This is a genomic window from Pseudomonas sp. 22189, from assembly GCF_052045635.1.
Taxonomy (GTDB): domain Bacteria; phylum Pseudomonadota; class Gammaproteobacteria; order Pseudomonadales; family Pseudomonadaceae; genus Aquipseudomonas; species Aquipseudomonas parakoreensis.
Window position 1 is genome coordinate 125,032 of sequence record NZ_JBQEPG010000011.1, and the last position, 21,292, is coordinate 146,323.

Annotated in this window: 16 protein-coding genes; 12 read left to right on the plus strand and 4 right to left on the minus strand. The window is 61.3% G+C overall.

Features of this window, described 5'->3' with window-relative positions:
* Positions 1–64: 64 nt before the first annotated feature.
* On the plus strand, positions 65–1,249 hold the full coding sequence (gene pobA / locus ACTJKS_RS14075) for a 4-hydroxybenzoate 3-monooxygenase (protein ID WP_262948235.1): 1,185 nt from the start codon (positions 65–67) through the stop codon (positions 1,247–1,249).
* 78 nt (positions 1,250–1,327) lie between these two features.
* The gene (locus ACTJKS_RS14080; RefSeq protein ID WP_086791809.1) at positions 1,328–2,845 is read left to right on the plus strand and encodes an MDR family MFS transporter; all 1,518 of its coding nucleotides are present in this window, start codon (positions 1,328–1,330) and stop codon (positions 2,843–2,845) included.
* A 97-nt stretch (positions 2,846–2,942) separates the two neighbouring features.
* Here ACTJKS_RS14080 and ACTJKS_RS14085 read toward each other — a convergent pair whose 3' ends face one another.
* The 4 genes from ACTJKS_RS14085 to ACTJKS_RS14100 all read right to left on the minus strand — a co-directional run bounded on the left by ACTJKS_RS14085 (position 2,943) and on the right by ACTJKS_RS14100 (position 6,932).
* A complete protein-coding gene (locus ACTJKS_RS14085; protein ID WP_086791807.1) occupies positions 2,943–3,791 on the minus strand; it encodes a cache domain-containing protein in 849 nt (282 codons plus the stop codon).
* Positions 3,792–4,021: 230 nt separating this feature from the next.
* Complete coding sequence (locus ACTJKS_RS14090) at positions 4,022–4,876, minus strand: ATPase (RefSeq protein ID WP_108183653.1); 855 nt, start codon at positions 4,874–4,876, stop codon at positions 4,022–4,024.
* A gap of 116 nt (positions 4,877–4,992) precedes the next feature.
* Positions 4,993–5,985: an NAD-dependent epimerase/dehydratase family protein gene (locus ACTJKS_RS14095; protein ID WP_047296149.1), complete on the minus strand. Its 993-nt coding sequence runs from the start codon at positions 5,983–5,985 to the stop codon at positions 4,993–4,995.
* Between the two features lie 53 nt (positions 5,986–6,038).
* Positions 6,039–6,932, minus strand: coding sequence for a LysR family transcriptional regulator ArgP (locus ACTJKS_RS14100; RefSeq protein WP_262948213.1), 894 nt, complete (start codon positions 6,930–6,932; stop codon positions 6,039–6,041).
* Between the two features lie 96 nt (positions 6,933–7,028).
* Between ACTJKS_RS14100 and ACTJKS_RS14105 the strand changes: the two genes are divergently transcribed.
* The 10 genes from ACTJKS_RS14105 to ACTJKS_RS14150 all read left to right on the plus strand — a co-directional run bounded on the left by ACTJKS_RS14105 (position 7,029) and on the right by ACTJKS_RS14150 (position 21,156).
* A complete protein-coding gene (locus ACTJKS_RS14105; RefSeq protein ID WP_041068425.1) occupies positions 7,029–7,430 on the plus strand; it encodes an ACT domain-containing protein in 402 nt (133 codons plus the stop codon).
* Positions 7,431–7,436: 6 nt separating this feature from the next.
* On the plus strand, positions 7,437–8,039 hold the full coding sequence (locus ACTJKS_RS14110; protein ID WP_086791803.1) for a LysE/ArgO family amino acid transporter: 603 nt from the start codon (positions 7,437–7,439) through the stop codon (positions 8,037–8,039).
* A gap of 176 nt (positions 8,040–8,215) precedes the next feature.
* The gene (locus tag ACTJKS_RS14115; protein WP_003227660.1) at positions 8,216–8,812 is read left to right on the plus strand and encodes a superoxide dismutase; all 597 of its coding nucleotides are present in this window, start codon (positions 8,216–8,218) and stop codon (positions 8,810–8,812) included.
* Positions 8,813–9,133: 321 nt separating this feature from the next.
* Positions 9,134–11,185 carry a putative bifunctional diguanylate cyclase/phosphodiesterase gene (locus tag ACTJKS_RS14120; protein ID WP_108183655.1) on the plus strand — a complete coding sequence of 684 codons (2,052 nt, stop codon included), beginning with the start codon at positions 9,134–9,136 and terminating at the stop codon, positions 11,183–11,185.
* Between the two features lie 228 nt (positions 11,186–11,413).
* Positions 11,414–12,757 (plus strand): imelysin family protein, encoded by a 1,344-nt coding sequence (locus ACTJKS_RS14125; RefSeq protein ID WP_108183656.1) that lies wholly within the window; start codon positions 11,414–11,416, stop codon positions 12,755–12,757.
* 290 nt (positions 12,758–13,047) lie between these two features.
* The gene (locus ACTJKS_RS14130; RefSeq protein WP_108183657.1) at positions 13,048–14,475 is read left to right on the plus strand and encodes a di-heme oxidoreductase family protein; all 1,428 of its coding nucleotides are present in this window, start codon (positions 13,048–13,050) and stop codon (positions 14,473–14,475) included.
* A gap of 26 nt (positions 14,476–14,501) precedes the next feature.
* Positions 14,502–15,566 carry an imelysin family protein gene (locus ACTJKS_RS14135; protein ID WP_108183658.1) on the plus strand — a complete coding sequence of 355 codons (1,065 nt, stop codon included), beginning with the start codon at positions 14,502–14,504 and terminating at the stop codon, positions 15,564–15,566.
* 14 nt (positions 15,567–15,580) lie between these two features.
* Positions 15,581–16,681 carry a DUF1513 domain-containing protein gene (locus ACTJKS_RS14140; protein WP_108183659.1) on the plus strand — a complete coding sequence of 367 codons (1,101 nt, stop codon included), beginning with the start codon at positions 15,581–15,583 and terminating at the stop codon, positions 16,679–16,681.
* 283 nt (positions 16,682–16,964) lie between these two features.
* On the plus strand, positions 16,965–18,113 hold the full coding sequence (locus tag ACTJKS_RS14145) for an efflux RND transporter periplasmic adaptor subunit (protein WP_108183660.1): 1,149 nt from the start codon (positions 16,965–16,967) through the stop codon (positions 18,111–18,113).
* 13 nt (positions 18,114–18,126) lie between these two features.
* The gene (locus ACTJKS_RS14150; RefSeq protein ID WP_108183661.1) at positions 18,127–21,156 is read left to right on the plus strand and encodes a multidrug efflux RND transporter permease subunit; all 3,030 of its coding nucleotides are present in this window, start codon (positions 18,127–18,129) and stop codon (positions 21,154–21,156) included.
* The last annotated feature ends 136 nt before the right edge of the window (positions 21,157–21,292 follow it).

Sequence of the window (21,292 nt, forward strand, 5' to 3'; positions counted from 1 at the left end):
CCATAAAAATCATTCACCGGCTGCTGTCGCGTGAAGCTTGCGAGTCATAAAAACAATGAAAACGCTGAAAACCCAAGTCGCCATCATTGGCGCCGGTCCCTCCGGATTGCTCCTCGGTCAGTTGCTGCACAACGCCGGCATCGACACCCTGATTCTTGAACGCCAGACGCCCGACTATGTCCTCGGGCGGATTCGCGCCGGCGTGCTCGAACAAGGCATGGTAGAGCTGTTGCGCCAGGCCGGAGTCGGCCAGCGCATGGACGCCGAAGGACTGGTGCACGGCGGTTTCGATCTGGCCCTGGATGGGCGTCTGGCCCACATCGATCTGCAGGGTCTGACCGGTGGCAAAACCGTGATGGTCTACGGCCAGACCGAGGTCACGCGCGACCTGATGGCCGCTCGTCGGGAGGCCGGTGCGCCGACGATTTACGAGGCGAGCCATGTCGTTCCTCACGGCATGAAAAGCGACGAAGCGTTTGTCACCTTCGAAAAGGACGGTGAAACCTGGCGCGTCGATTGCGATTACATCGCCGGTTGCGATGGCTTCCACGGCGTGGCCCGGCAGTCGATTCCCGAAGACTGCCTGAAGATTTTCGAACGGGTCTACCCGTTCGGCTGGCTGGGAATTCTCGCCGACACCCCGCCGGTGCACGAAGAACTGGTCTACGCCCGTCACGAACGCGGCTTCGCCCTGTGCAGCATGCGTTCGGCCACCCGCACCCGTTACTACTTGCAAGTGCCGGCGGAAGAAAACGTCGCGGACTGGTCCGATGAGCGCTTTTGGGCTGAGCTGAAAACCCGTCTGCCCGCCGAGCTTGCCGAAAAACTGGTCACCGGCCCGTCGATTGAAAAAAGCATCGCGCCGCTGCGCAGCTTTGTCGTCGAGCCGATGCAGTATGGGCGGATGTTTCTGCTCGGCGATGCCGCACACATTGTGCCGCCCACCGGGGCCAAGGGCCTGAACCTGGCCGCCAGCGATGTCAGCACTTTGTTCAACATTCTGCTGAAGGTTTATCGCGAAGGGCGCACGGATCTGTTGGAGAAATACTCGGAAATCTGCCTGCGCCGGGTCTGGAAAGCCGAACGGTTTTCCTGGTGGATGACCTCGATGCTGCACCGTTTCGACGAGCATGATGCTTTCAGCCAACGGATCAGCGCCTCGGAACTGGACTATTTCGTCAGTTCAGAAGCGGGTCGGAAAACCATTGCAGAAAATTACGTCGGGCTTCCTTATGAGGCTATCGAATAGCTTCCTACCGACTTACACTGGCGAGCATCCCCGCTCGCCCGATGGCCTGCGGGATTCTCACTGCCCGCAGGTTCCGCCGTGACCAATCTTCACCAGCCTGAAACACCCAAACCGGCCATTCGCAGCGTGCTGGTCGCGCTGATGCTGGCGATCTTTCTCGGGGCATTGGACCAGACCATCGTCGCCGTCTCGATGCCCGCCATCTCCGCACAGTTCAAGGACGTCAGCCTGCTGGCCTGGGTGATTTCCGGGTACATGGTGGCGATGACCGTGGCCGTGCCGATCTACGGCAAGCTCGGCGATTTGTACGGACGGCGCAAACTGATGCTGTTCGGCATGGGCCTGTTCACCCTCGCCTCGCTGTTTTGCGGCATGGCGCAGAGCATGGAACAACTGGTGCTGGCGCGGATTCTCCAGGGCATCGGCGCCGGCGGAATGATCTCGGTCAGTCAGGCGATCATCGGCGACATCGTTCCGCCCCGCGAACGCGGGCGCTATCAGGGTTACTTCAGCAGCATGTATGCGGTGGCCAGCGTCGCCGGGCCGGTGCTCGGCGGTTACATGACCGAATACCTGTCGTGGCGCTGGGTATTCCTGATCAACCTGCCGCTGGGGCTGGGCGCCTGGTGGGTGGCCAATCGCAACCTGCGCGGGCTGCCGATTCCGCAGCGCAAACCGATCATCGACTACCTCGGCACGCTGTTGATGATCATCGGTTTGACCGCGTTGCTGCTGGCCATCACTCAGGTCGGTCAGGGCCATTCGTGGCGCAGCAGCGAAGTGCTTGGCTTGTTCGCCTGTGCGGTGCTGGTGCTGGCGGTGTTCGTCTGGCATGAACGCCGGGCGCGCGAGCCGCTGCTGCCGATGCACCTGTTCACCAACCGCAACGCGTTGCTGTGCTGGTGCACGATTTTCTTCACCAGTTTTCAGGCGATCTCGCTGATTGTGCTGATGCCGCTGCGCTTTCAGAGCGTCACTGGCGCCGGTGCCGATGCGGCGGCGTTGCACTTGCTGCCGCTGGCGATGGGACTGCCGATAGGCGCCTATTTCGCCGGACGCCGCACCTCGGTGACCGGTCGTTACAAACCCCAGATCCTGACGGGTGCGATCCTGATGCCGATTTCGATTCTCGGCATGGCGTTCAGCCCACCGGATGCGACGCTGGTCAGCAGTCTGTTCATGCTGCTCAGCGGGATTGCCGGCGGCATGCAGTTCCCGACTTCATTGGTGGGCACACAGAACTCGGTGGAACAGCGCGACATCGGCGTCGCCACCAGCACCACCAACCTGTTCCGCTCGCTGGGCGGCGCAGTGGGTGTGGCGTTGATGTCGGCGCTGTTGCTGGCGTTATTGCAGGATTCGAGTTTCGCCCACCTGGCGAGCAACTCGCTGCTCAGCGAGGGGCATTCGGGCAACGTGCTGCTCGACGGTTTGAACGCCGCACCGGGCGATGCGCAGAACGCCTTGCGCGCCGAGCTTTCGGTGACGTTCCGGCATTTGCTGTGGGTGAGTACGGCGGTGTCGTTGCTGGGGCTGGCGGCGGCGATTGCGATGCCGAACAACCTGCTGCGCGGGCGCGAGCACGGCGCCAAATAACAGCAAAAGATCGCAGCCTGCGGCAGCTCCTACAGAGATGCATTCCCATGTAGGAGCTGCCGAAGGCTCGGGCCGCGTTCGGACGATCTTTTGATTTTCAGGGGCTGTAGTAACCCACCGCCACCAGAAAATGCCCGACCTTCTTCAGGTACGCATGCTTGTCCTCGACCTTGCCGGTCACCGGGTTTTTCCAGCGGTATTCGTATTCACCGTCATCCTGCTTGGCGATCAGCGCCAGCATCGGCTCGCCCACCGGTTTACCTTCCGGGTCCTTGATCTTGCTGAAGTCGGTGTTGATCAGGCGCAGGTTGGTGCCGTGGGCAACGTAGCGTTCGGTCTGCAGATCGACCACGAACACATACAAGTCATCCTGCAGATAACCACCCTTGAGCGAGTTGATGGCCGTCAGCGTGCCCTTCTCGTTTTTCCCCAGATCGGTTGCAGCCTTGTCGAGAAGTGCCTTGGCCTGCTCGGCTGACGCACGCGGCAGGTAATAACCGACGGCCAGAATGCGCTGACCGATGCGCTGGTAATACACATGTTTGCGCTCGACCTTGCCGTCGGCCCAGTTCTGCCAGCGGTATTCGGCCTGTTGAATGCCGTTGCCTTCCGGCACTAGCAAGGCGTCCTTGAAGGCTTTCTGCAAATCCGGCGCGAGCACCTCGCTGACGTCACGGCCAATCAAGGCTGAAGAGGGCCCGCCGCTGGCGAGCATCACGCCCTTGGTGTCGACCACGAACACGTAGCGATCCTTGTCGACGAACTCGCCCTGACGGCTGAACGCGGCGAAGGCCTTGTCGCCGTTGTCGTGGTAATAGGCCAGGGCCTTTTCCAGCAAAGCGATGGCGGCCTTGCTGTCGTCCTTTTGCGTGGCGGCAGCGTTGACCTGCCCTGCCCCCACAAAAAGCATCACCCCGAGCCACGCCACTTTATGCAAAAATCCCATAACGCATCCCTCGTTCTTGTTGGTGTTTCAAGAGCGTAGACGGCTTGGGCTCGGACGGGGCGCCGCATCCTGTAGCGAGGGGATTTATCCCCGATGGGCTGCGCAGCAGCCCTGATGGAGAGAACACATATTTTCTGACACACCGAGCTAATGGTTTGGGAGCTGCTGTGCAGCCCCATCGGGGATGAATCCCCTCACCACAAAGGTCCCTGGCTACAGTTCATCAGGCCCTACGGCCGGGCATTGATCTGCTGTTGCAGGTTCTGGATCTGCGCCTGCAGGGTGTTGAGGTTGCGGGTCATCTGCCCGCGGAATGCGTCGAACTCGGCGGTATTGCCACCACCCTGCGCAGCGGCAGGGCGATTGTCCTGTTCGCTTTTGAGGACGACGATTTCCTGCTCCAGACGCTCGATCGCCGCGTTCGAAGTGCCCTGCTTCTTCAGCGCCGTGATATCAGCGCCGAGGCTTTTCAGCTGCGCGTCATAACTCTTGAGCTGAGCGTCGACCTTACCGGTGTCGGCCGGGGTGCTTTTCAGGGTCGCCAGTTCCGCGCTCAAGGCTTTGACCTGAGCCTGCAACTGAGTATTGGCGTTCTGTTGTTCGGTGGTCTGCGCGGTCATTTGCGCCAGACGCTTGTCCAGATCACTGGCCTGACCCACCACGCCTTGCTGCTGTTTGCTTTGATCCAGCAACTGGGTTTCCAGCTGTTTGATCTGCAGCTTCAACGCTTCGCTGTCGCTGTTGACGTTGCTCTGGCTGGCCACCACCTTGCCGGAAATGTCCTGCAACCGCCCCGCCGCTTCCTCGCTGATGCGCGCAAAGCTTTCCTGGGTGGCGACCAATTGCTGCTCCATCAGCGAAATCTGCTGGAAGCTCCACCAGGCCAGACCGATGAAGGCGAAGAACAACGCGCCGACCAGTGCCCACAGCGGCCCGGTACTCGCGGCCTTGACCTTGACCATCGGCGGCGTGCGCGAGTGCACCGAGGTGCGGGCGCTGGGCGGAATGTCATCGTCGTCAAAGGTGTCGGCCCGCAGGCTCGGTACATCGTCGAAATCGTCGTTGGCATCGTTACGCATGGACATTGAGGCAACCTTTGTGGAACGCGGTGATGGCTAAATGCTGCGAAGTATAACCGCCGCAGCCGCAGGGATTGACCCTCAAGCGGCAGTGCGGTTCATTGCTGGCCGGGCGACTTGTATCAACGGATGTCCTGGGCTTTCCACCAGCCACAGAACTCGTCGAGGGCCGACCACAGGCTGACTTTCGGATCGTAGTCCAGATAATGCCGGGCGCGGCTGATGTCGAGGGTGAAATTTTTCTTCATGACCTGCATGCCCAGCCGCGACAGCGTCGGCTCCGGGCGGCCCGGCCAGAGTTTGCACACGCCTTCATTGAGCGCCGCAACGCTGTAGGCCAGGCCGTACGAACGGTATTTGGTGACCTGCGGCACTTCCATCTTGCGCATCACGTAATTGACCACATCCCACAACGGCACCGGCGCGCCATTGCTGATGTTGTAGGCCTTGCCCAGCGCGGAGCCAGCCGCCAGCAAGCTGCTGAGCAGCGCTTCGTTGAGGTTCTGCACGCTGGTGAAATCGACCTTGTTCAGGCCGTCGCCAATGATCGCCAGACGGCCCTTGCGCTGCATGTTCAGCAGGCGCGGGAAGATGCTCATGTCGCCGGCACCCGTGACAAAGCGCGGACGCAGAGCAATGGTTTCCAAACCGAATTCCTGCGCACCGAAGACCTTTTGTTCGGCCAGGTATTTGGTCGCCGCGTAGTGATGTTTGAAGCGCTTGGGCACTTGCTCTTCGGTCAGGCCGAGGTGATCGCGGCCATCGAAATAGATCGACGGCGACGACAGATGCACCAGCCGCCGCACGCGCTGCTTGAGGCAGGCTTCGACGACGTTTTCGGTGACCTGCACGTTGCCTTGATGAAAGTCCTGATAGCGCCCCCACAAGCCGACGGCACCGGCGCAGTGCACCACGGCTTCGACGTCGGCGCAGAGTTCGCGCACCAGATCCGCATCGGTGAGATCGCCCGGGACGAACTCGGCGCCACGGCGCACCAGATGCTCGACGCTTTCGGCCCGGCGACCGTTGACCCGCACGTCCAGGCCCTGCTCCAGGGCGAAACGCGCAAAGCGTCCGCCGATGAAGCCGCTTGCGCCGGTGACCAGAATTTTCATGTAACGCTCCGATGACTTTCGTTTACCTGATACGTCTTTCTTGACGCTGATCATCAGCCCAAGGGCACCAGCCAGCGCGATGAAGAACGTAGCAATTGTTCGGTCAGCAAGGCCAGCAGCTGACCGCCATTGCGCCAATGATGCCAGTACAACGGCACATCGATCGGTTTATCTGGCAACAGTTCGCGCAATACACCGCGTTGCAGTTGCTCGCGCACTTGCAGTTCCGGCACCAGTCCCCAGCCGAACCCGGCTTCGGTCAGGCGCACAAATCCTTCGGAGGACGGACACAAATGGTGCTCGAATCCGCCATCGACACCCAGCGATGCGAGATAGCGATGCTGGAGGAAATCGTCCGGGCCAAACACCAGCGCCGGGGTGCGCGGCAGCTGTTCGGCGCGTACCCCGTCGGGGAAATGCCGCTCGATGAATGCTGGACTGGCCAGCGCCCGATAGCGCATCGCCCCGAGCAACACGCTGCGCGCACCGGCCACCGGGCGTTCGCTGGCGCAGACACACGCCGCCACTTCCCCGGCCCGCATGCGCTTGAGGCCGACGGTCTGATCCTCCACCACCAGATCCAGCAATAAATGCTGCTCGGCGCAGAAATCGCCCACCGCTTCGGCCCACCAGGTGGCGAGGCTGTCGGCGTTGATGGCGATGCGCAAACGCTCCGGCAGGCCTTCTTCGTCGAGCGCCGGCACCAGGGTCTGCAAGTCACGTTCGAGCAGGCGCACCTGCTGCACATGGTTGAGCAGCCGCCGGCCAATCTCGGTCGGCGATGGCGGCGTGCCGCGTACCAGCACCGGTTGGCCGACCCGCGCTTCCAGCAGTTTGATCCGCTGGGAGATCGCCGATTGCGACAAGCCCAGCACCTGCGCGGCACGTTCGAATCCGGCCTGCTCGACCACGGCGGCCAGAGCGGAAAGCAATTTGTAGTCGAACATCAGTTTTCCTAATGAGCGATCAGCACTATTGGTTTTTCTTATACCGCTTTCGACCGGAGAATAGCCAGCAAGCACTCTTTATCAAGGAACACAGCAATGGCTGGCGAAACCTCACTCACGACCTTGCTGCGCAGCATGAGCCCGCAGCTCAACGCCGGCGAATACGTGTTCTGCACCCTGCGCGACGCGCCGTTGCCCAATGGTCTGGAAATTGTCGGCAGCTTCCGCGAGCAGGAAGGCCTGACCGTGATTCTCGAGCGCTCCCAGGCTGAACGCGCCGGGTTCAGTTTCGATTATGTCGCGGCGTGGATCACCCTCAACGTGCATTCGGCACTGGAAGCCGTTGGCCTGACCGCTGCGTTCGCCAGCGCACTGGGCAAGGCCGGGATCAGTTGCAACGTGATCGCCGGGTACTACCACGATCATTTGTTTGTCGGTCAGGCCGACGCCGAACGCGCCATGCACGTGCTGCGCGATCTCGCAGCCAATGCGGAGTAATTATTGATGTGGCAAAGCTATGTGAACGGGCTATTGGTGGCCCTGGGGCTGATCATGGCGATCGGCACCCAGAATGCTTTTGTGCTGGCGCAGAGTCTGCGACGTGAACATCACCTGCCGGTGGCGGCGCTGTGCGTGGCCTGTGATGCGCTGCTGGTGGCGGCCGGGGTTTTCGGCCTGGCCACGGTGTTGGCGCAGAACCCGACATTGCTCGCAGTGGCGCGCTGGGGCGGCGCGGTCTTTCTGATCTGGTATGGCAGCCAGGCGCTGCGCCGGGCGTTCTCGAAACAGAGTCTGGATCAGGGAGAAAACCACACCGTACGCTCGTTGCGCGCGGTGATGCTCAGCGCGCTGGCGGTGACGCTGCTCAACCCGCACGTTTATCTGGACACGGTATTGCTGATCGGCTCGCTGGGGGCGCAGCAATCGGTGCCGGGCGCTTATGTCGTGGGTGCGGCAAGTGCTTCGTTGCTGTGGTTTTTCACCCTCGCCCTCGGTGCCGCATGGCTCGCGCCGTGGCTGGCAAGGCCGAGTACCTGGCGGATTCTCGATCTGGTGGTGGCGTTGATGATGTTCACGGTCGCCGGGCAATTGATATTGGCCCAGTGATTTATTCCAAACAGCTCTGGAACCTCTATCCCACACAGTTGTTGCGTGGTTAAGCCTTGACCCCGGTGCTATGATCCGAACCCTGCGCCGCAAAGAGTAAAAACTCGTCGGTGCATTTCTGGCCGCCCGTGATCGGCCTTGCGCTCACCGCAACAGACCTGATTAGGAGAATCATCATGGCTTTCGAATTGCCGCCGCTGCCTTACGCACACGATGCCCTGCAGCCGCACATTTCCAAGGAAACCCTGGAATTTCACCACGACAAGCACCACAACACCTATGTCGTGAACCTGAACAACCTGGTGCCAGGCACCGAGTTCGAAGGCAAGACCCTGGAAGAGATCGTCAAGACTTCCTCGGGCGGCATCTTCAACAACGCCGCTCAGGTCTGGAACCACACATTCTACTGGAACTGCCTGGCGCCAAACGCCGGCGGTCAACCAACCGGCGCACTGGCTGAAGCCATCAACGCAGCGTTCGGTTCGTTCGACAAGTTCAAGGAAGAGTTCAGCAAAACTTCGATCGGCACCTTCGGTTCCGGCTGGGGCTGGCTGGTGAAAAAGGCTGACGGTTCCCTGGCCCTGGCCAGCACCATCGGCGCCGGCAACCCGCTGACCAGCGGCGACACCCCGCTGCTGACCTGCGACGTCTGGGAACACGCTTACTACATCGACTACCGCAACCTGCGTCCGAAGTACGTTGAAGCGTTCTGGAACCTGGTCAACTGGAAGTTCGTTGCCGAGCAGTTCGAAGGTAAAACCTTCACCGCTTAAGCTGCGCGCCAGTCAAAAAACCCGGCTATTGCCGGGTTTTTTTATGCCTGCGTGTATCTCACGATGAACGCTGTCTCCGGCCACTTGCCGGTGCAGCACAGCGGGCTACCATCAAATCAGCGAAAATTTGTTCCAGCCTGCTCAAGTTGAGGGCCGAAACTACCGACACAGTACAAATAGAGCTGACACTCCAGGCAGCTGCATTTCGGCCAACGCCACAGGCAAATATCCCTGGGCTTGATTGTCCCTTTGACTGCCAACACGGGATTGCCAATACTCATGGCAACTTGACGCTACCCGCACGGAACAAGGAATAACCCTTTGAAGCTGGAACTCAAGAACAGCTTGTCGGTGAAGTTGCTCCGGGTCGTGCTCCTTTCGGCATTGATCGTCGGCGTGGTCTTGAGCTGCGCCCAGATTGTTTTCGATGCCTATAAAACCCGCCAGGCGGTGGCCGGCGACGCGCAGCGCATCCTCGACATGTTCCGTGATCCCTCGACGCAGGCGGTCTACAGCCTGGACCGGGAAATGGGCATGCAGGTGATCGAAGGCCTGTTCCAGGACGATGCCGTGCGCCAGGCCTCCATCGGCCACCCCAATGAAGCGATGCTCGCGCAAAAGTCCCGTGAGTTGCAGCACTCCAACAGCCGTTGGCTGACCGATCTGATCCTCGGTCAGGAACGCACGTTCACCACCCAATTGGTCGGTCGCGGCCCGTACAGCGAGTATTACGGCGACCTGAGCATCACCCTCGACACCGCCATCTATGGCGAGAGTTTCATTGTCAGTTCGGTGATCATTTTCATTTCCGGCGTATTGCGCGCCCTGGCCATGGGCCTGGTGCTGTATCTGGTCTATCACTGGCTGCTGACCAAGCCGCTGTCGCGGATCATCGAGCACCTCACCGAAATCAATCCCGATCGCCCCAGCGAGCACAAGATTCCGCAGCTCAAGGGCCACGAGAAAAACGAACTGGGGATCTGGATCAACACCGCCAACCAGTTGCTCGAATCCATCGAACGCAACACCCACCTGCGCCACGAAGCGGAAAACAGCCTGCTGCGCATGGCTCAGTACGACTTCCTCACCGGCCTGCCGAACCGCCAGCAATTGCAGCAGCAACTGGACAAGATTCTGGTGGATGCCGGCAAGCTGCAACGCCGGGTCGCGGTACTGTGCGTGGGGCTGGATGATTTCAAGGGCATCAACGAGCAATTCAGCTACCAAACCGGCGACCAGTTATTGCTGGCACTGGCCGATCGCCTGCGCGCCCACAGCGGTCGCCTTGGCGCCCTCGCTCGTCTGGGTGGCGACCAGTTTGCCCTGGTGCAGGCCGATATCGAGCAGCCTTACGAGGCGGCAGAACTGGCGCAAAGCATCCTTGATGATCTGGAAGCGGCGTTTGACCTCGATCATCAGCAAATCCGCCTGCGCGCGACCATCGGCATCACCCTGTTCCCCGAAGACGGCGACAGCACCGAGAAACTGTTGCAGAAAGCCGAGCAGACCATGACGCTGGCGAAGACCCGCTCGCGCAATCGCTATCAGTTCTACATCGCCAGCGTCGACAGCGAGATGCGCCGCCGTCGCGAACTGGAAAAAGACCTGCGCGACGCACTGATTCGCGACCAGTTCTACCTCGTTTATCAGCCGCAGATCAGCTACCGCGATCACCGCGTGGTCGGGGTCGAAGCACTGATTCGCTGGCAGCATCCGGAGCATGGTCTGGTGCCGCCGGACCTGTTCATCCCGCTGGCCGAGCAGAACGGCACCATCATCGCCATCGGCGAGTGGGTGCTCGATCAGGCCTGCAAACAACTTCGGGAATGGCACGATCAGGGCTTCGTCGACCTGCGCATGGCGGTCAACCTGTCCACCGTGCAACTGCACCATGCCGAGCTGCCGCGGGTGGTCAACAACCTGCTGCAGATCTACCGCCTGCCGCCGCGCAGCCTCGAGTTGGAAGTCACCGAAACCGGCCTGATGGAAGACATCAGCACCGCCGCCCAACACTTGCTGAGCCTGCGCCGCTCCGGGGCGCTGATTGCCATCGACGACTTTGGCACCGGTTACTCATCGCTGAGTTACCTGAAAAGCCTGCCGCTGGACAAGATCAAGATCGACAAGAGCTTCGTCCAGGATCTGCTGGATGACGACGACGATGCGACCATCGTTCGCGCCATCATCCAGTTGGGCAAGAGCCTGGGCATGCAGGTGATCGCCGAAGGCGTGGAAACCGCCGAGCAAGAGTCCTACATCATTTCCGAAGGCTGTCACGAAGGTCAGGGTTACCACTACAGCAAGCCGCTGCCGGCCCGGGAGCTGACGGCCTACCTCAAGCAAGCCCAACGCAGCAACGCGGCTATTTTATAAAGTCAAAAGATCGCAGCCTGCGGCAGCTCCTACAGGGATCGCATTCCCCTGTAGGAGCTGTCGAGTGAAACGAGGCTGCGATCTTTTGATCTGCGCCATCACACCGGCGTAAACAAGAAATATTTCCAGCCACAACCCTTTACACATAATGCGAAAGATTTGCATTATGTCGCAGCTTTGCGCACCCCCGCGCCCTGTCCATTCCATTACCGAAGCAGGATGTTCGCCATGATTCGTATGCCTCTGGCTACCGCCAGTCTGCTGGCCATCGCTATTTCCCTCGCCGGTTGCGGCGAAGGCAAAGACAAGGCTGCCGCCCCGGCCGCGCCGACGCCGGCCGCCAGCACCGCCGCCGCTCCAGCACCTGCCGCTGCCGGTAAAGTCGATGAAGCCGCCGCCAAGGCTGTGGTCGCGCACTACGCCGACATGGTCTTCGCCGTTTACAGCGATGCCGAATCCACTGCGAAAACCCTGCAAACCGCGGTCGACGCGTTCCTCGCCAAGCCGAACGCCGACACCCTGAAAGCCGCTCGTGCAGCCTGGGTCGCTGCGCGCGTGCCTTACCTGCAGAGCGAAGTGTTCCGCTTCGGCAACACCATCATCGACGACTGGGAAGGTCAGGTGAACGCCTGGCCGCTGGACGAAGGCCTGATCGACTACGTCGACAAGTCCTACGAACACGCACTGGGCAACCCGGGGGCCACCGCCAACATCATCGCCAACACTGAAGTGCAGGTCGGCGAAGACAAGGTCGACGTGAAAGACATCACTCCGGAAAAACTCGCCAGCCTCAACGAGCTGGGCGGTTCCGAAGCCAACGTCGCCACTGGCTACCACGCGATCGAATTCCTGCTCTGGGGCCAGGACCTGAACGGCACCGGCCCGGGCGCCGGCAACCGTCCGGCGTCGGATTACCTGGAAGGCGCCGGCGCCACTGGCGGTCACAACGATCGTCGCCGTGCCTATCTCAAAGCCGTGACCCAACTGCTGGTCAGCGACCTGGAAGAAATGGTCGGCAACTGGAAGCCGAACGTGGCTGACAACTACCGCGCCACCCTGGAAGCCGAGCCGGCTGAAAGCGGTCTGCGCAAAATGCTGTTCGGCATGGGCAGCCTGTCCCTGGGTGAACTGGCGGGCGAGCGCATGAAGGTTTCGCTGGAAGCCAACTCGCCGGAAGACGAACAGGATTGCTTCAGCGACAACACCCACAACTCGCACTTCTACGATGCCAAAGGCATTCGTAACGTGTACCTGGGCGAGTACACCCGGGTTGACGGGACCAAGATGACCGGCGCCAGCCTGTCGTCGCTGGTGGCCAAGGCTGACCCGGCTGCCGACACCGCGCTGAAAGCCGATCTGGCCGCTACCGAAGCCAAGATCCAGGTCATGGTCGATCACGCCAACAAGGGTGAGCACTACGACCAGTTGATCGCAGCCGGCAACACCGCCGGCAATCAGATCGTGCGTGACGCCATCGCCGCGCTGGTCAAGCAGACCGGCTCGATCGAAGCCGCCGCCGGCAAGCTGGGCATCAGCGACCTGAACCCGGACAACGCTGATCACGAGTTCTGATCAACGCTTGCTGCACAAGAAGGCGACCTCCGGGTCGCCTTTTTCGTGCCTGCTTTTTGCGGTGATGCTGATGGCCTCATCGCTGGCAAGCCAGCTCCCACAGGTTTCGCGGTGTTCACACACTCCGGGCACAACACAAATACTGTGGGAGCTGGCTTGCCAGCGATGGCTGCGCCTCGGTCTCGAGTGAACCCCTGCCGCAAATCAAGCAAACGATAATTCCTCTTATTCAAACTCACTCGCCCTGTTAGACTTTGCGCCTTTGTTTTCGCCCGTCCGCAGGATGTCTGATGCCCTCGCTGCTGCTTCGCTTGTCCGCACTGTTTCTGGCCCTGGGCCTGAGTGCCTGCGATGACGCCCCGCGTTTTACCAAGGCTGAGCCGGGTGAAGCGCGTTCGGGCGGGGCGGCGACTGTGCGCAAGACCGATCAGAATGCGTTCTCGCTGCCTTCGGCCAATCTGCCGCCGTCGCGTCGGGTCGACTTCAGTGTCGGCAACAGTTTCTTCCGCAGTCCGTGGGTGATCGCCCCGTCGACCACCACCGCCCGCGATGGCCTCGGCCCGTTGTTCAACACCAACGCCTGCCAGAACTGCCACATCAAGGATGGCCGTGGCCACCCGCCGGCACCGGATGCGGCGAACGCGGTGTCGATGCTGGTGCGTCTGTCGATCCCTGATTCACCGGCCTATGCCAACGTCATCGAGCAACTCGGCGTGGTGCCGGAACCGGTCTACGGCGGCCAGTTCCAGGACATGGCCGTGCCAGGGGTCACGCCCGAAGGCAAGGTGCGCGTCGAGTACACCCCGGTGCCGATCCGTTTCAAGGACGGCACCGAAGTCGAGCTGCGCAAACCGGTTCTGCAATTCACTCAGTTGGGCTACGGCCCGATGCACCCGGACACGCGTTTCTCGGCCCGGGTTGCGCCGCCGATGATCGGCCTCGGCCTGCTCGAAGCGATCCCGGAGGAAGCGATCCTCGCCAACGCCGCCGCGCAGGCCAAAGAGAACAACGGCATTAAGGGTCGCGTAAATCGGGTCTGGGACGATGAGTTACAGAAAACCGTGGCCGGCCGTTTTGGCTGGAAAGCCGGGCAACCCAATCTCAATCAGCAGAATGTCCACGCGTTTTCCGGAGACATGGGCCTCACGACCAGCCTGCGCCCCTTCGATGACTGCACCGACGCGCAAATCGCGTGCAAGCAGGCGCCGAACGGCAATGGCCCGGACGGCGAGCCGGAAGTCAGCGACAACATCCTGCGTCTGGTGCTGTTCTACACGCGCAACCTCGCAGTGCCGGCACGTCGTGGCGTCAACGACGAGCAAGTGCTGGCCGGCAAGAACCTGTTCTTCCAGGCCGGTTGCCAGTCCTGTCACACCCCGAAATACACCACCGCCGCCAACGCCGCCGAACCTGAATTGGCCAATCAAGTGATTCGCCCGTACAGCGATCTGCTGCTGCACGACATGGGCGACGGCCTGGCCGACCACCGCAGCGAATTCCAGGCCTCCGGCCGCGACTGGCGCACCCCGCCGTTGTGGGGGATCGGCCTGACGCAGGCAGTCAGCGGCCACACTCAGTTTTTGCATGACGGCCGCGCCCGCAACCTGCTCGAAGCCGTGCTCTGGCATGGCGGCGAAGCGCAGCAGGCGCAGCAACAGGTTTTGTCTTTCAACGCCGAGCAGCGTGCCGCGCTGCTGGCGTTCTTGAACTCACTTTAAACACTTAAAAGAATCGGGAGCCCGACATGTTCCGTCCCAAGTTGTTGTTCACCAGCCTTGCCGCACTTGCTCTTGGCGCTTGCTCGCCGCAGGACCCGCAAGCAGTCACGTCGGCGGCCATCGCCAAATCGGTGATCCTGCCGACTTACACCCGTTGGGTCGAAGCCGACAAGCAACTGGCGGTCAGCGCCCTCGCCTACTGCCAAGGCAAGGAAACCCTGGAAACCGCTCGCGCCGACTTCCTGCACGCGCAGAAAGCCTGGGCCGAGCTGCAACCGTTGCTGATCGGGCCGCTGGCCGAGGGCAACCGTTCGTGGCAGGTGCAGTTCTGGCCGGACAAGAAAAACCTCGTCGGCCGTCAGGTCGAGCAACTGGTCACCGCCCAGCCGCAGATCGACGCCGCCGCACTGGCCAAATCCAGCGTGGTGGTGCAGGGCCTGTCGGCTTACGAGTACATCCTGTTCGATGAAAAGCCTGACGTCGCCAACGCCGAGCAGAAAGCCAAGTACTGCCCGTTGCTGATCGCCATCGGTGAGCGTCAGAAGCAACTGGCCGAGGAGATTCTGCAGAGCTGGAACAACACCGACGGCATGCTCGCGCAGATGAGCAAATTCCCCAACCAGCGCTACGCCGACTCCCACGAAGCGATCGCCGATCTGCTGCGCGTTCAGGTTACCGCCCTCGACACCCTGAAGAAAAAACTCGGCACGCCAATGGGCCGTCAGAGCAAGGGTGTGCCGCAACCGTTCCAGGCCGATGCATGGCGTAGCCAGTCGTCGCTGACCGCGCTGGAAGCCAGTCTGGCAGCGGCCAAAACCGTCTGGGAAGGCGTCGACAACAAAGGCCTGCGCGGTCTGTTGCCGGCCGAGCAGAAACCGTTGGCAGACAAAATCGACGCCGCTTACGCCGCGTCGCTGGAGCTGTTCGGCAGCACGCAGCGCTCGCTGACCGAAATGCTCCAGGACGACGCCGGTCGTCAACAACTCAACGATCTCTACGACAGCCTCAACGTCGTCCATCGCCTGCACGAAGGCGAATTGGCCAAGGCGCTGGGCATCCAACTGGGCTTCAACGCCAACGACGGTGACTGATGAGGGCAAGTGCCATGCTGCGACGCCAGGCTCTGACTTTAGGTAGTTTGCTGCTGGGAGCAGTGACACTGGGCGGCTGGACGCTGTTCAAGCGCAAGGATCAGAGCCCGCTGTTGCTCTCGGCGCGCGATGACACCGACGGCAAGCATTACGCTGTCGGTTATCGGCTGGACGGTACTCGGGTGTTCGCCACCGAAGTCGGCCAGCGCTGCCACGACATCATCAACCACCCGACGCTGCCGATCGCGCTGTTCGTCGCCCGCCGCCCGGGCACCGAGAGCTACCTGATCGACCTGCGCGACGGGACCTTGCTGCAAACCGTGACCTCGCAGCCGAACCGGCATTTCTACGGCCACGCCGTGGTGCACAAGGACGGCGAATACCTGTACGCCACCGAGAACGACACCACTGATCCGGGGCGTGGCCTGCTCGGGGTGTACAAGTTCGAAGGCGAGCGGCTGGTGCACAGCGGCGAGATTTCCACCCATGGCCTCGGCCCGCATCAGGTGTCGTGGATGCCCGATGGCGAAACCCTGGTGGTGGCCAACGGCGGGATCCGCACCGAGGCCGAAAGCCGCGTCGACATGAACCTCAACGCCATGGAACCGAGCCTGGTGCTGATGCAGCGCGACGGCACCCTGCTGAGCAAGGAAACCCTTTCCCAGCAGATGAACAGCGTGCGCCACCTGGGCATTGCCAGCGACGGCACCATCGTCGCCGGCCAGCAGTTCATGGGCGCGTCGCATGAGCGTTCCGAGCTGTTGGCGATCAAGCGTCCGGGCCAGCCCTTCGTGGCGTTCCCGGTGCCGGAGCATCAGTTGCAGTCGATGGGGCATTACACCGCCAGCGTTGCGGTGCACAGTGAACTGCGTCTGGTGGCGTTGACCGCACCGCGCGGCAACCGCTTCTTCATCTGGGACCTGGACAGCGGCGAAGTGCGCCTCGACGCGCCGCTGCCCGATTGCGCCGGCGTCGGTGCGGTACAGGACGGCTTCGTCGTGACCTCGGGTCAGGGCCGTTGCCGTTACTACGATTGCCGCCAGGATCAACTGCTGGCCAAGCCGCTGGAATTGCCGGCGGGGCTCTGGGACAACCATCTGCACTTGATCGCATAACCCACCTGTTCTGAGTACGACTCATAACCTGTGGCGAGGGGATTTATCCCCGATCGGCTGCGCAGCAGTCGCAAAACCATCGCACACGGTTCAATTGACAGACCGCGGTGTCAGGTTTTGGGGCGGCTTCGCCACCCATCGGGGATGAATCCCCTCACCACAGGTTCAGTGTTCAGACTTCTTCACTCCGTCCTCCCCTGTAATAACTGGCAGTTGGAATCCCCACCTGACTCGGGGTAATGTGCCCGCCTGTCTCACCTGATTTATCCAAGGAACTGGAAAAATGCTGCGTCGCCGCATGCTGATCATGTTGGGTGTTGTCTTGCTGGTCGTCCTGGTATTGGGCGGGTACAAAGCCTTTTCGATCTACACCATGATCCAGGGCTTTGCCAAACCGAAACCGCCGATCAGCGTCGCCGTGGCTCGCGCTACCGAACAGCCGTGGCAGATGCGTTTGCCCACCGTCGGTTCGCTCAAGGCCTTGCAAGGCGTCGAGCTGAGTCTGGAAGTCGCCGGCACCGTCACTGAACTCAAATTCGAATCCGGACAGAAGGTCAAGGCCGGGCAGCCACTGCTGCAACTCGACAGTGCCGTCGAAGCCGCCCTGCTGGAAACCGCCAAGGCTGACCTGGGCCTGGCGCAACTGGATTTCGGCCGTGGCAGCCAGTTGATCGACAGCCGGGCCATCTCCAAAGGTGAATACGACCGGCTCTCGGCGGTGCTGCAAAAGGAGCGGGCCACGGTCAATCAGCTCAATGCAGCACTGGCGAAAAAGCGCATCGTCGCGCCGTTCAGCGGCACCATCGGGATTCGTCAGGTCGACATCGGCGACTACCTCGCCAGCGGCACTAAAATCGCCACCCTGCAGGATTTGAGCAGCCTCTACGCCGACTTCTATGTGCCAGAGCAATCGGTGCCAAAACTGGCCATCGGCCAACCGGTGCAGATCGGTGTCGCGGCCTATCCCGGACAGACCTTCCCCGGCGCCATCAGCGCGATCAACCCGATTGTCGAGAGCACCACGCGCAATATTCTGGTGCGCGCGACCCTGGCCAACCCCGACGGCAAGTTGCTGCCGGGCATGTTTGCCAGCCTCGACGTGCTGCTGCCCGATCCACAGCAACACATCGTGGTGCCGGAAAGCGCGATCACCTACACCCTCTACGGCAACTCGCTGTATGTGGTCGGGCAACAGAAGGCCGAGGATGGCAGCGTGGTCAAGGACGACCAGGGCCAGCCGGTGCTGATCGCCGAACGCCGTTTCATCGAGACCGGTGAACGCCGCGATGGCCTGGTGATGATCAACAAGGGCGTGCAGAGCGGTGAACAAGTGGTGACCGCCGGCCAGATCAAACTGGACAACGGCGCACACATTGCCATCAGCGACGACAAGACCCTCGGCGAGCAGAACAGTCCGCCCCGCGCCGACTGATCAAGGAATCCCCATGGCTTTTACCGATCCGTTCATCCGCCGCCCGGTGCTCGCCACCGTGGTCAGCCTGCTGATTGTGCTGCTGGGTTTCCAGGCCTGGAGCAAACTGCCGCTGCGCCAATACCCGCAAATGGAAAACGCCCTGATCACGGTGACCACCGCCTACCCCGGGGCGAACGCCGAGACCATTCAGGGCTACATCACCCAGCCAATGCAACAGAGCCTGGCGAGCGCCGAAGGCATCGACTACATGACCTCGGTCAGTCGCCAGAACTTCTCGGTGATCTCGATCTACGCACGCATCGGTTCCAACACCGACCGTTTGTTCACCGAACTGCTGGCCAAGGCCAACGAGGTGAAGAACAAACTGCCGCAGGACGCCGAAGACCCGGTACTGAGCAAGGAATCGGCCGACGCCTCGGCGCTGATGTACATCAGTTTCTTCAGCAAGGACTTGAGCAACCCGCAGATCACCGACTACCTGTCGCGGGTGATCCAGCCGAAACTGGCGACCCTGCCGGGCATGGCCGAAGCGGAGATTCTCGGCAATCAGGTGTTCGCCATGCGCCTGTGGCTCGACCCGGTGAAGCTCGCCGGTTTCGGCCTCAGCGCCAGCGATGTGACCAACGCCGTGCGCCAGTACAACTTCCTCTCCGCCGCCGGCGAGGTGAAGGGCGAATACGTGGTCACCAGCATCAACGCCAACACCGAACTGAAATCCGCCGAAGCCTTCGCGGCGATTCCGCTCAAGGTCAGTGGCGACAGCCGCGTGCTGCTCAGTGACGTGGCGCGGGTCGAGATGGGCGCGGAAAACTACGATTCGATCAGCTCGTTCGGCGGCACGCCGTCGGTGTACATCGGCATCAAGGCCACACCCGGCGCCAACCCGCTGGACGTGATCCGCGAAGTGCGCAAGCTGATGCCGGAGCTGGAAGCGCAGCTGCCGCCCAACCTCAAAAGCGAGATTGCCTACGACGCCACGCTGTTTATTCAGGCCTCGATCGATGAAGTGGTGAAAACCCTGTTCGAAGCGGTGCTGATCGTCATCGTGGTGGTGTTCCTGTTCCTCGGCGCGTTGCGCTCGGTGGTGATCCCGGTGGTGACCATCCCGCTGTCGATGATCGGCGTGATGTTCTTCATGCAGATGATGGGCTATTCGATCAACCTGCTGACCTTGCTGGCGATGGTGCTGGCCATCGGTCTGGTGGTGGACGACGCGATCGTGGTGGTGGAGAACATCCACCGGCATATCGAGGAAGGCAAGACGCCGCTGGAGGCCGCGCTGGAAGGTGCGCGGGAAATCGCCATGCCGGTGGTGTCGATGACCATCACCCTGGCGGCGGTGTATGCGCCGATCGGCTTCCTCACCGGACTGACCGGGGCCTTGTTCAAGGAGTTCGCCCTGACCCTGGCCGGTGCCGTGGTGATTTCCGGGATTGTCGCCCTGACCCTGTCGCCGATGATGTGCGCCCTGCTGTTGCGCCACGAAGAAAACCCCAGTGGCCTGGCACACCGCCTCGACCGCATTTTCGACAGCCTCAAACGCCGCTACCAGAGCATGCTCCACGGCACCTTGAACACGCGGCCGGTGGTGCTGGTGTTCGCGGTGATCGTGCTGTGCCTGATCCCGGTGTTTCTCAAGTTCACCAAGTCGGAACTGGCGCCGGACGAGGATCAGGGCATCATCTTCATGATGGCCACGGCCCCCCAGCCGACCAACCTCGATTACCTGAGCACCTACACCGACGAATTCATCAAGATCTTCAAGGAGTTTCCGGAGTACTACTCCTCGTTCCAGATCAATGGCTACAACGGTGTACAAGCGGGCATCGGCGGCTTCCTGCTCAAGCCATGGAACGAGCGCAGCCGCACCCAGATGCAGATCCTGCCCGAGGTGCAAGGCAAACTGGCGAGCATCCCCGGCCTGCAGATTTTCGGTTTCAACCTGCCCTCCCTGCCTGGCACCGGCGAAGGTCTGCCGTTCGAGTTTGTGGTCAATACCGCCAACGACTACGAGTTGCTGTTGCAAGTGGCCGACCGGATCAAGAAACGCGCCATGGCGTCCGGCAAGTTCGCGTTCGTCGACCTCGATCTGGCGTTCGACAAGCCGGAAGTGGTGGTCGACATCGACCGCGCCAAAGCCGCGCAGATGGGCGTGTCGATGCAGGACCTTGGTGGAACACTGGCGACGCTGCTGGGCGAGGCGGAAATCAACCGTTTCACCATCGAAGGCCGCAGTTACAAGGTGATTGCCCAGGTTGAACGACCGTACCGCGAAAACCCTGGCTGGCTGAACAACTACTACGTGAAGAACACCCAGGGCGAGCTGCTGCCGCTGTCGACCCTGATCAAGGTCAGCGACCGGGCGCGACCGCGCCAGCTCAACCAGTTCCAGCAACTCAACGCGGCGAAGATTTCCGGATTCCCGCTGGTCAGCATGGGTGAAGCCATCGACACCGTGCTGCAGATCGCCCGGGAAGAAGCGCCGGCGGGTTTCGCCTTCGACTATGGTGGCGCCTCGCGCCAGTACGTGCAGGAAGGCAGCGCCCTGTGGGTCACCTTCGCCCTCGCGTTGGCGATTATTTTCCTGGTGCTGGCGGCGCAGTTCGAAAGCTTCCGCGACCCGTTGGTGATTCTGGTGACGGTGCCGCTGTCGATCTGTGGTGCGTTGATTCCGCTGTTCCTTGGCTGGTCGAGCATGAACATCTACACCCAGGTCGGTCTGGTGACATTGATCGGGTTGATCAGCAAGCACGGGATCCTGATCGTCGAATTCGCCAACCAGTTACGCAAGGACAAAGGCCTGACCGCGCGCGAAGCGGTCGAGGAAGCCGCGGCAATCCGCTTGCGCCCGGTGTTGATGACCACGGCGGCGATGGTGTTCGGCATGGTGCCGTTGATTCTGGCGACCGGTGCCGGTGCGGTGAGCCGGTTTGATATCGGCATGGTGATTGCCACGGGGATGTCGATCGGCACCTTGTTTACCCTGTTCGTTTTGCCATGCATCTACACCCTGCTGGCAAAGCCCGATCCCAAATCATGACCATGTCCGTGTAGGAGCTGCCGAAGGCTGCGATCTTTTGATTTTGTTTTTAAAAGCCGAGATCAAGATCAAAAGATCGTCCGAACGCGGCCCGAACCTTCGGCAGCTCCTACAGAGTGAATTTGTATCAGATGGG

What these genes read in the sequence shown, in the direction of transcription:
- ACTJKS_RS14085 (WP_086791807.1), bottom strand. Translation starts at nt 3,791, where the DNA reads ATGGGATTTTTGCATAAAGTGGCGTGGCTCGGGGTGATGCTTTTTGTG.
- ACTJKS_RS14090 (WP_108183653.1), bottom strand. Translation starts at nt 4,876, where the DNA reads ATGTCCATGCGTAACGATGCCAACGACGATTTCGACGATGTACCGAGC.
- ACTJKS_RS14095 (WP_047296149.1), bottom strand. Translation starts at nt 5,985, where the DNA reads ATGAAAATTCTGGTCACCGGCGCAAGCGGCTTCATCGGCGGACGCTTT.
- ACTJKS_RS14100 (WP_262948213.1), bottom strand. Translation starts at nt 6,932, where the DNA reads ATGTTCGACTACAAATTGCTTTCCGCTCTGGCCGCCGTGGTCGAGCAG.
- ACTJKS_RS14105 (WP_041068425.1), top strand. Translation starts at nt 7,029, where the DNA reads ATGGCTGGCGAAACCTCACTCACGACCTTGCTGCGCAGCATGAGCCCG.
- ACTJKS_RS14110 (WP_086791803.1), top strand. Translation starts at nt 7,437, where the DNA reads ATGTGGCAAAGCTATGTGAACGGGCTATTGGTGGCCCTGGGGCTGATC.
- ACTJKS_RS14115 (WP_003227660.1), top strand. Translation starts at nt 8,216, where the DNA reads ATGGCTTTCGAATTGCCGCCGCTGCCTTACGCACACGATGCCCTGCAG.
- ACTJKS_RS14125 (WP_108183656.1), top strand. Translation starts at nt 11,414, where the DNA reads ATGATTCGTATGCCTCTGGCTACCGCCAGTCTGCTGGCCATCGCTATT.
- ACTJKS_RS14130 (WP_108183657.1), top strand. Translation starts at nt 13,048, where the DNA reads ATGCCCTCGCTGCTGCTTCGCTTGTCCGCACTGTTTCTGGCCCTGGGC.
- ACTJKS_RS14135 (WP_108183658.1), top strand. Translation starts at nt 14,502, where the DNA reads ATGTTCCGTCCCAAGTTGTTGTTCACCAGCCTTGCCGCACTTGCTCTT.
- ACTJKS_RS14140 (WP_108183659.1), top strand. Translation starts at nt 15,581, where the DNA reads ATGCTGCGACGCCAGGCTCTGACTTTAGGTAGTTTGCTGCTGGGAGCA.
- ACTJKS_RS14145 (WP_108183660.1), top strand. Translation starts at nt 16,965, where the DNA reads ATGCTGCGTCGCCGCATGCTGATCATGTTGGGTGTTGTCTTGCTGGTC.
- ACTJKS_RS14150 (WP_108183661.1), top strand. Translation starts at nt 18,127, where the DNA reads ATGGCTTTTACCGATCCGTTCATCCGCCGCCCGGTGCTCGCCACCGTG.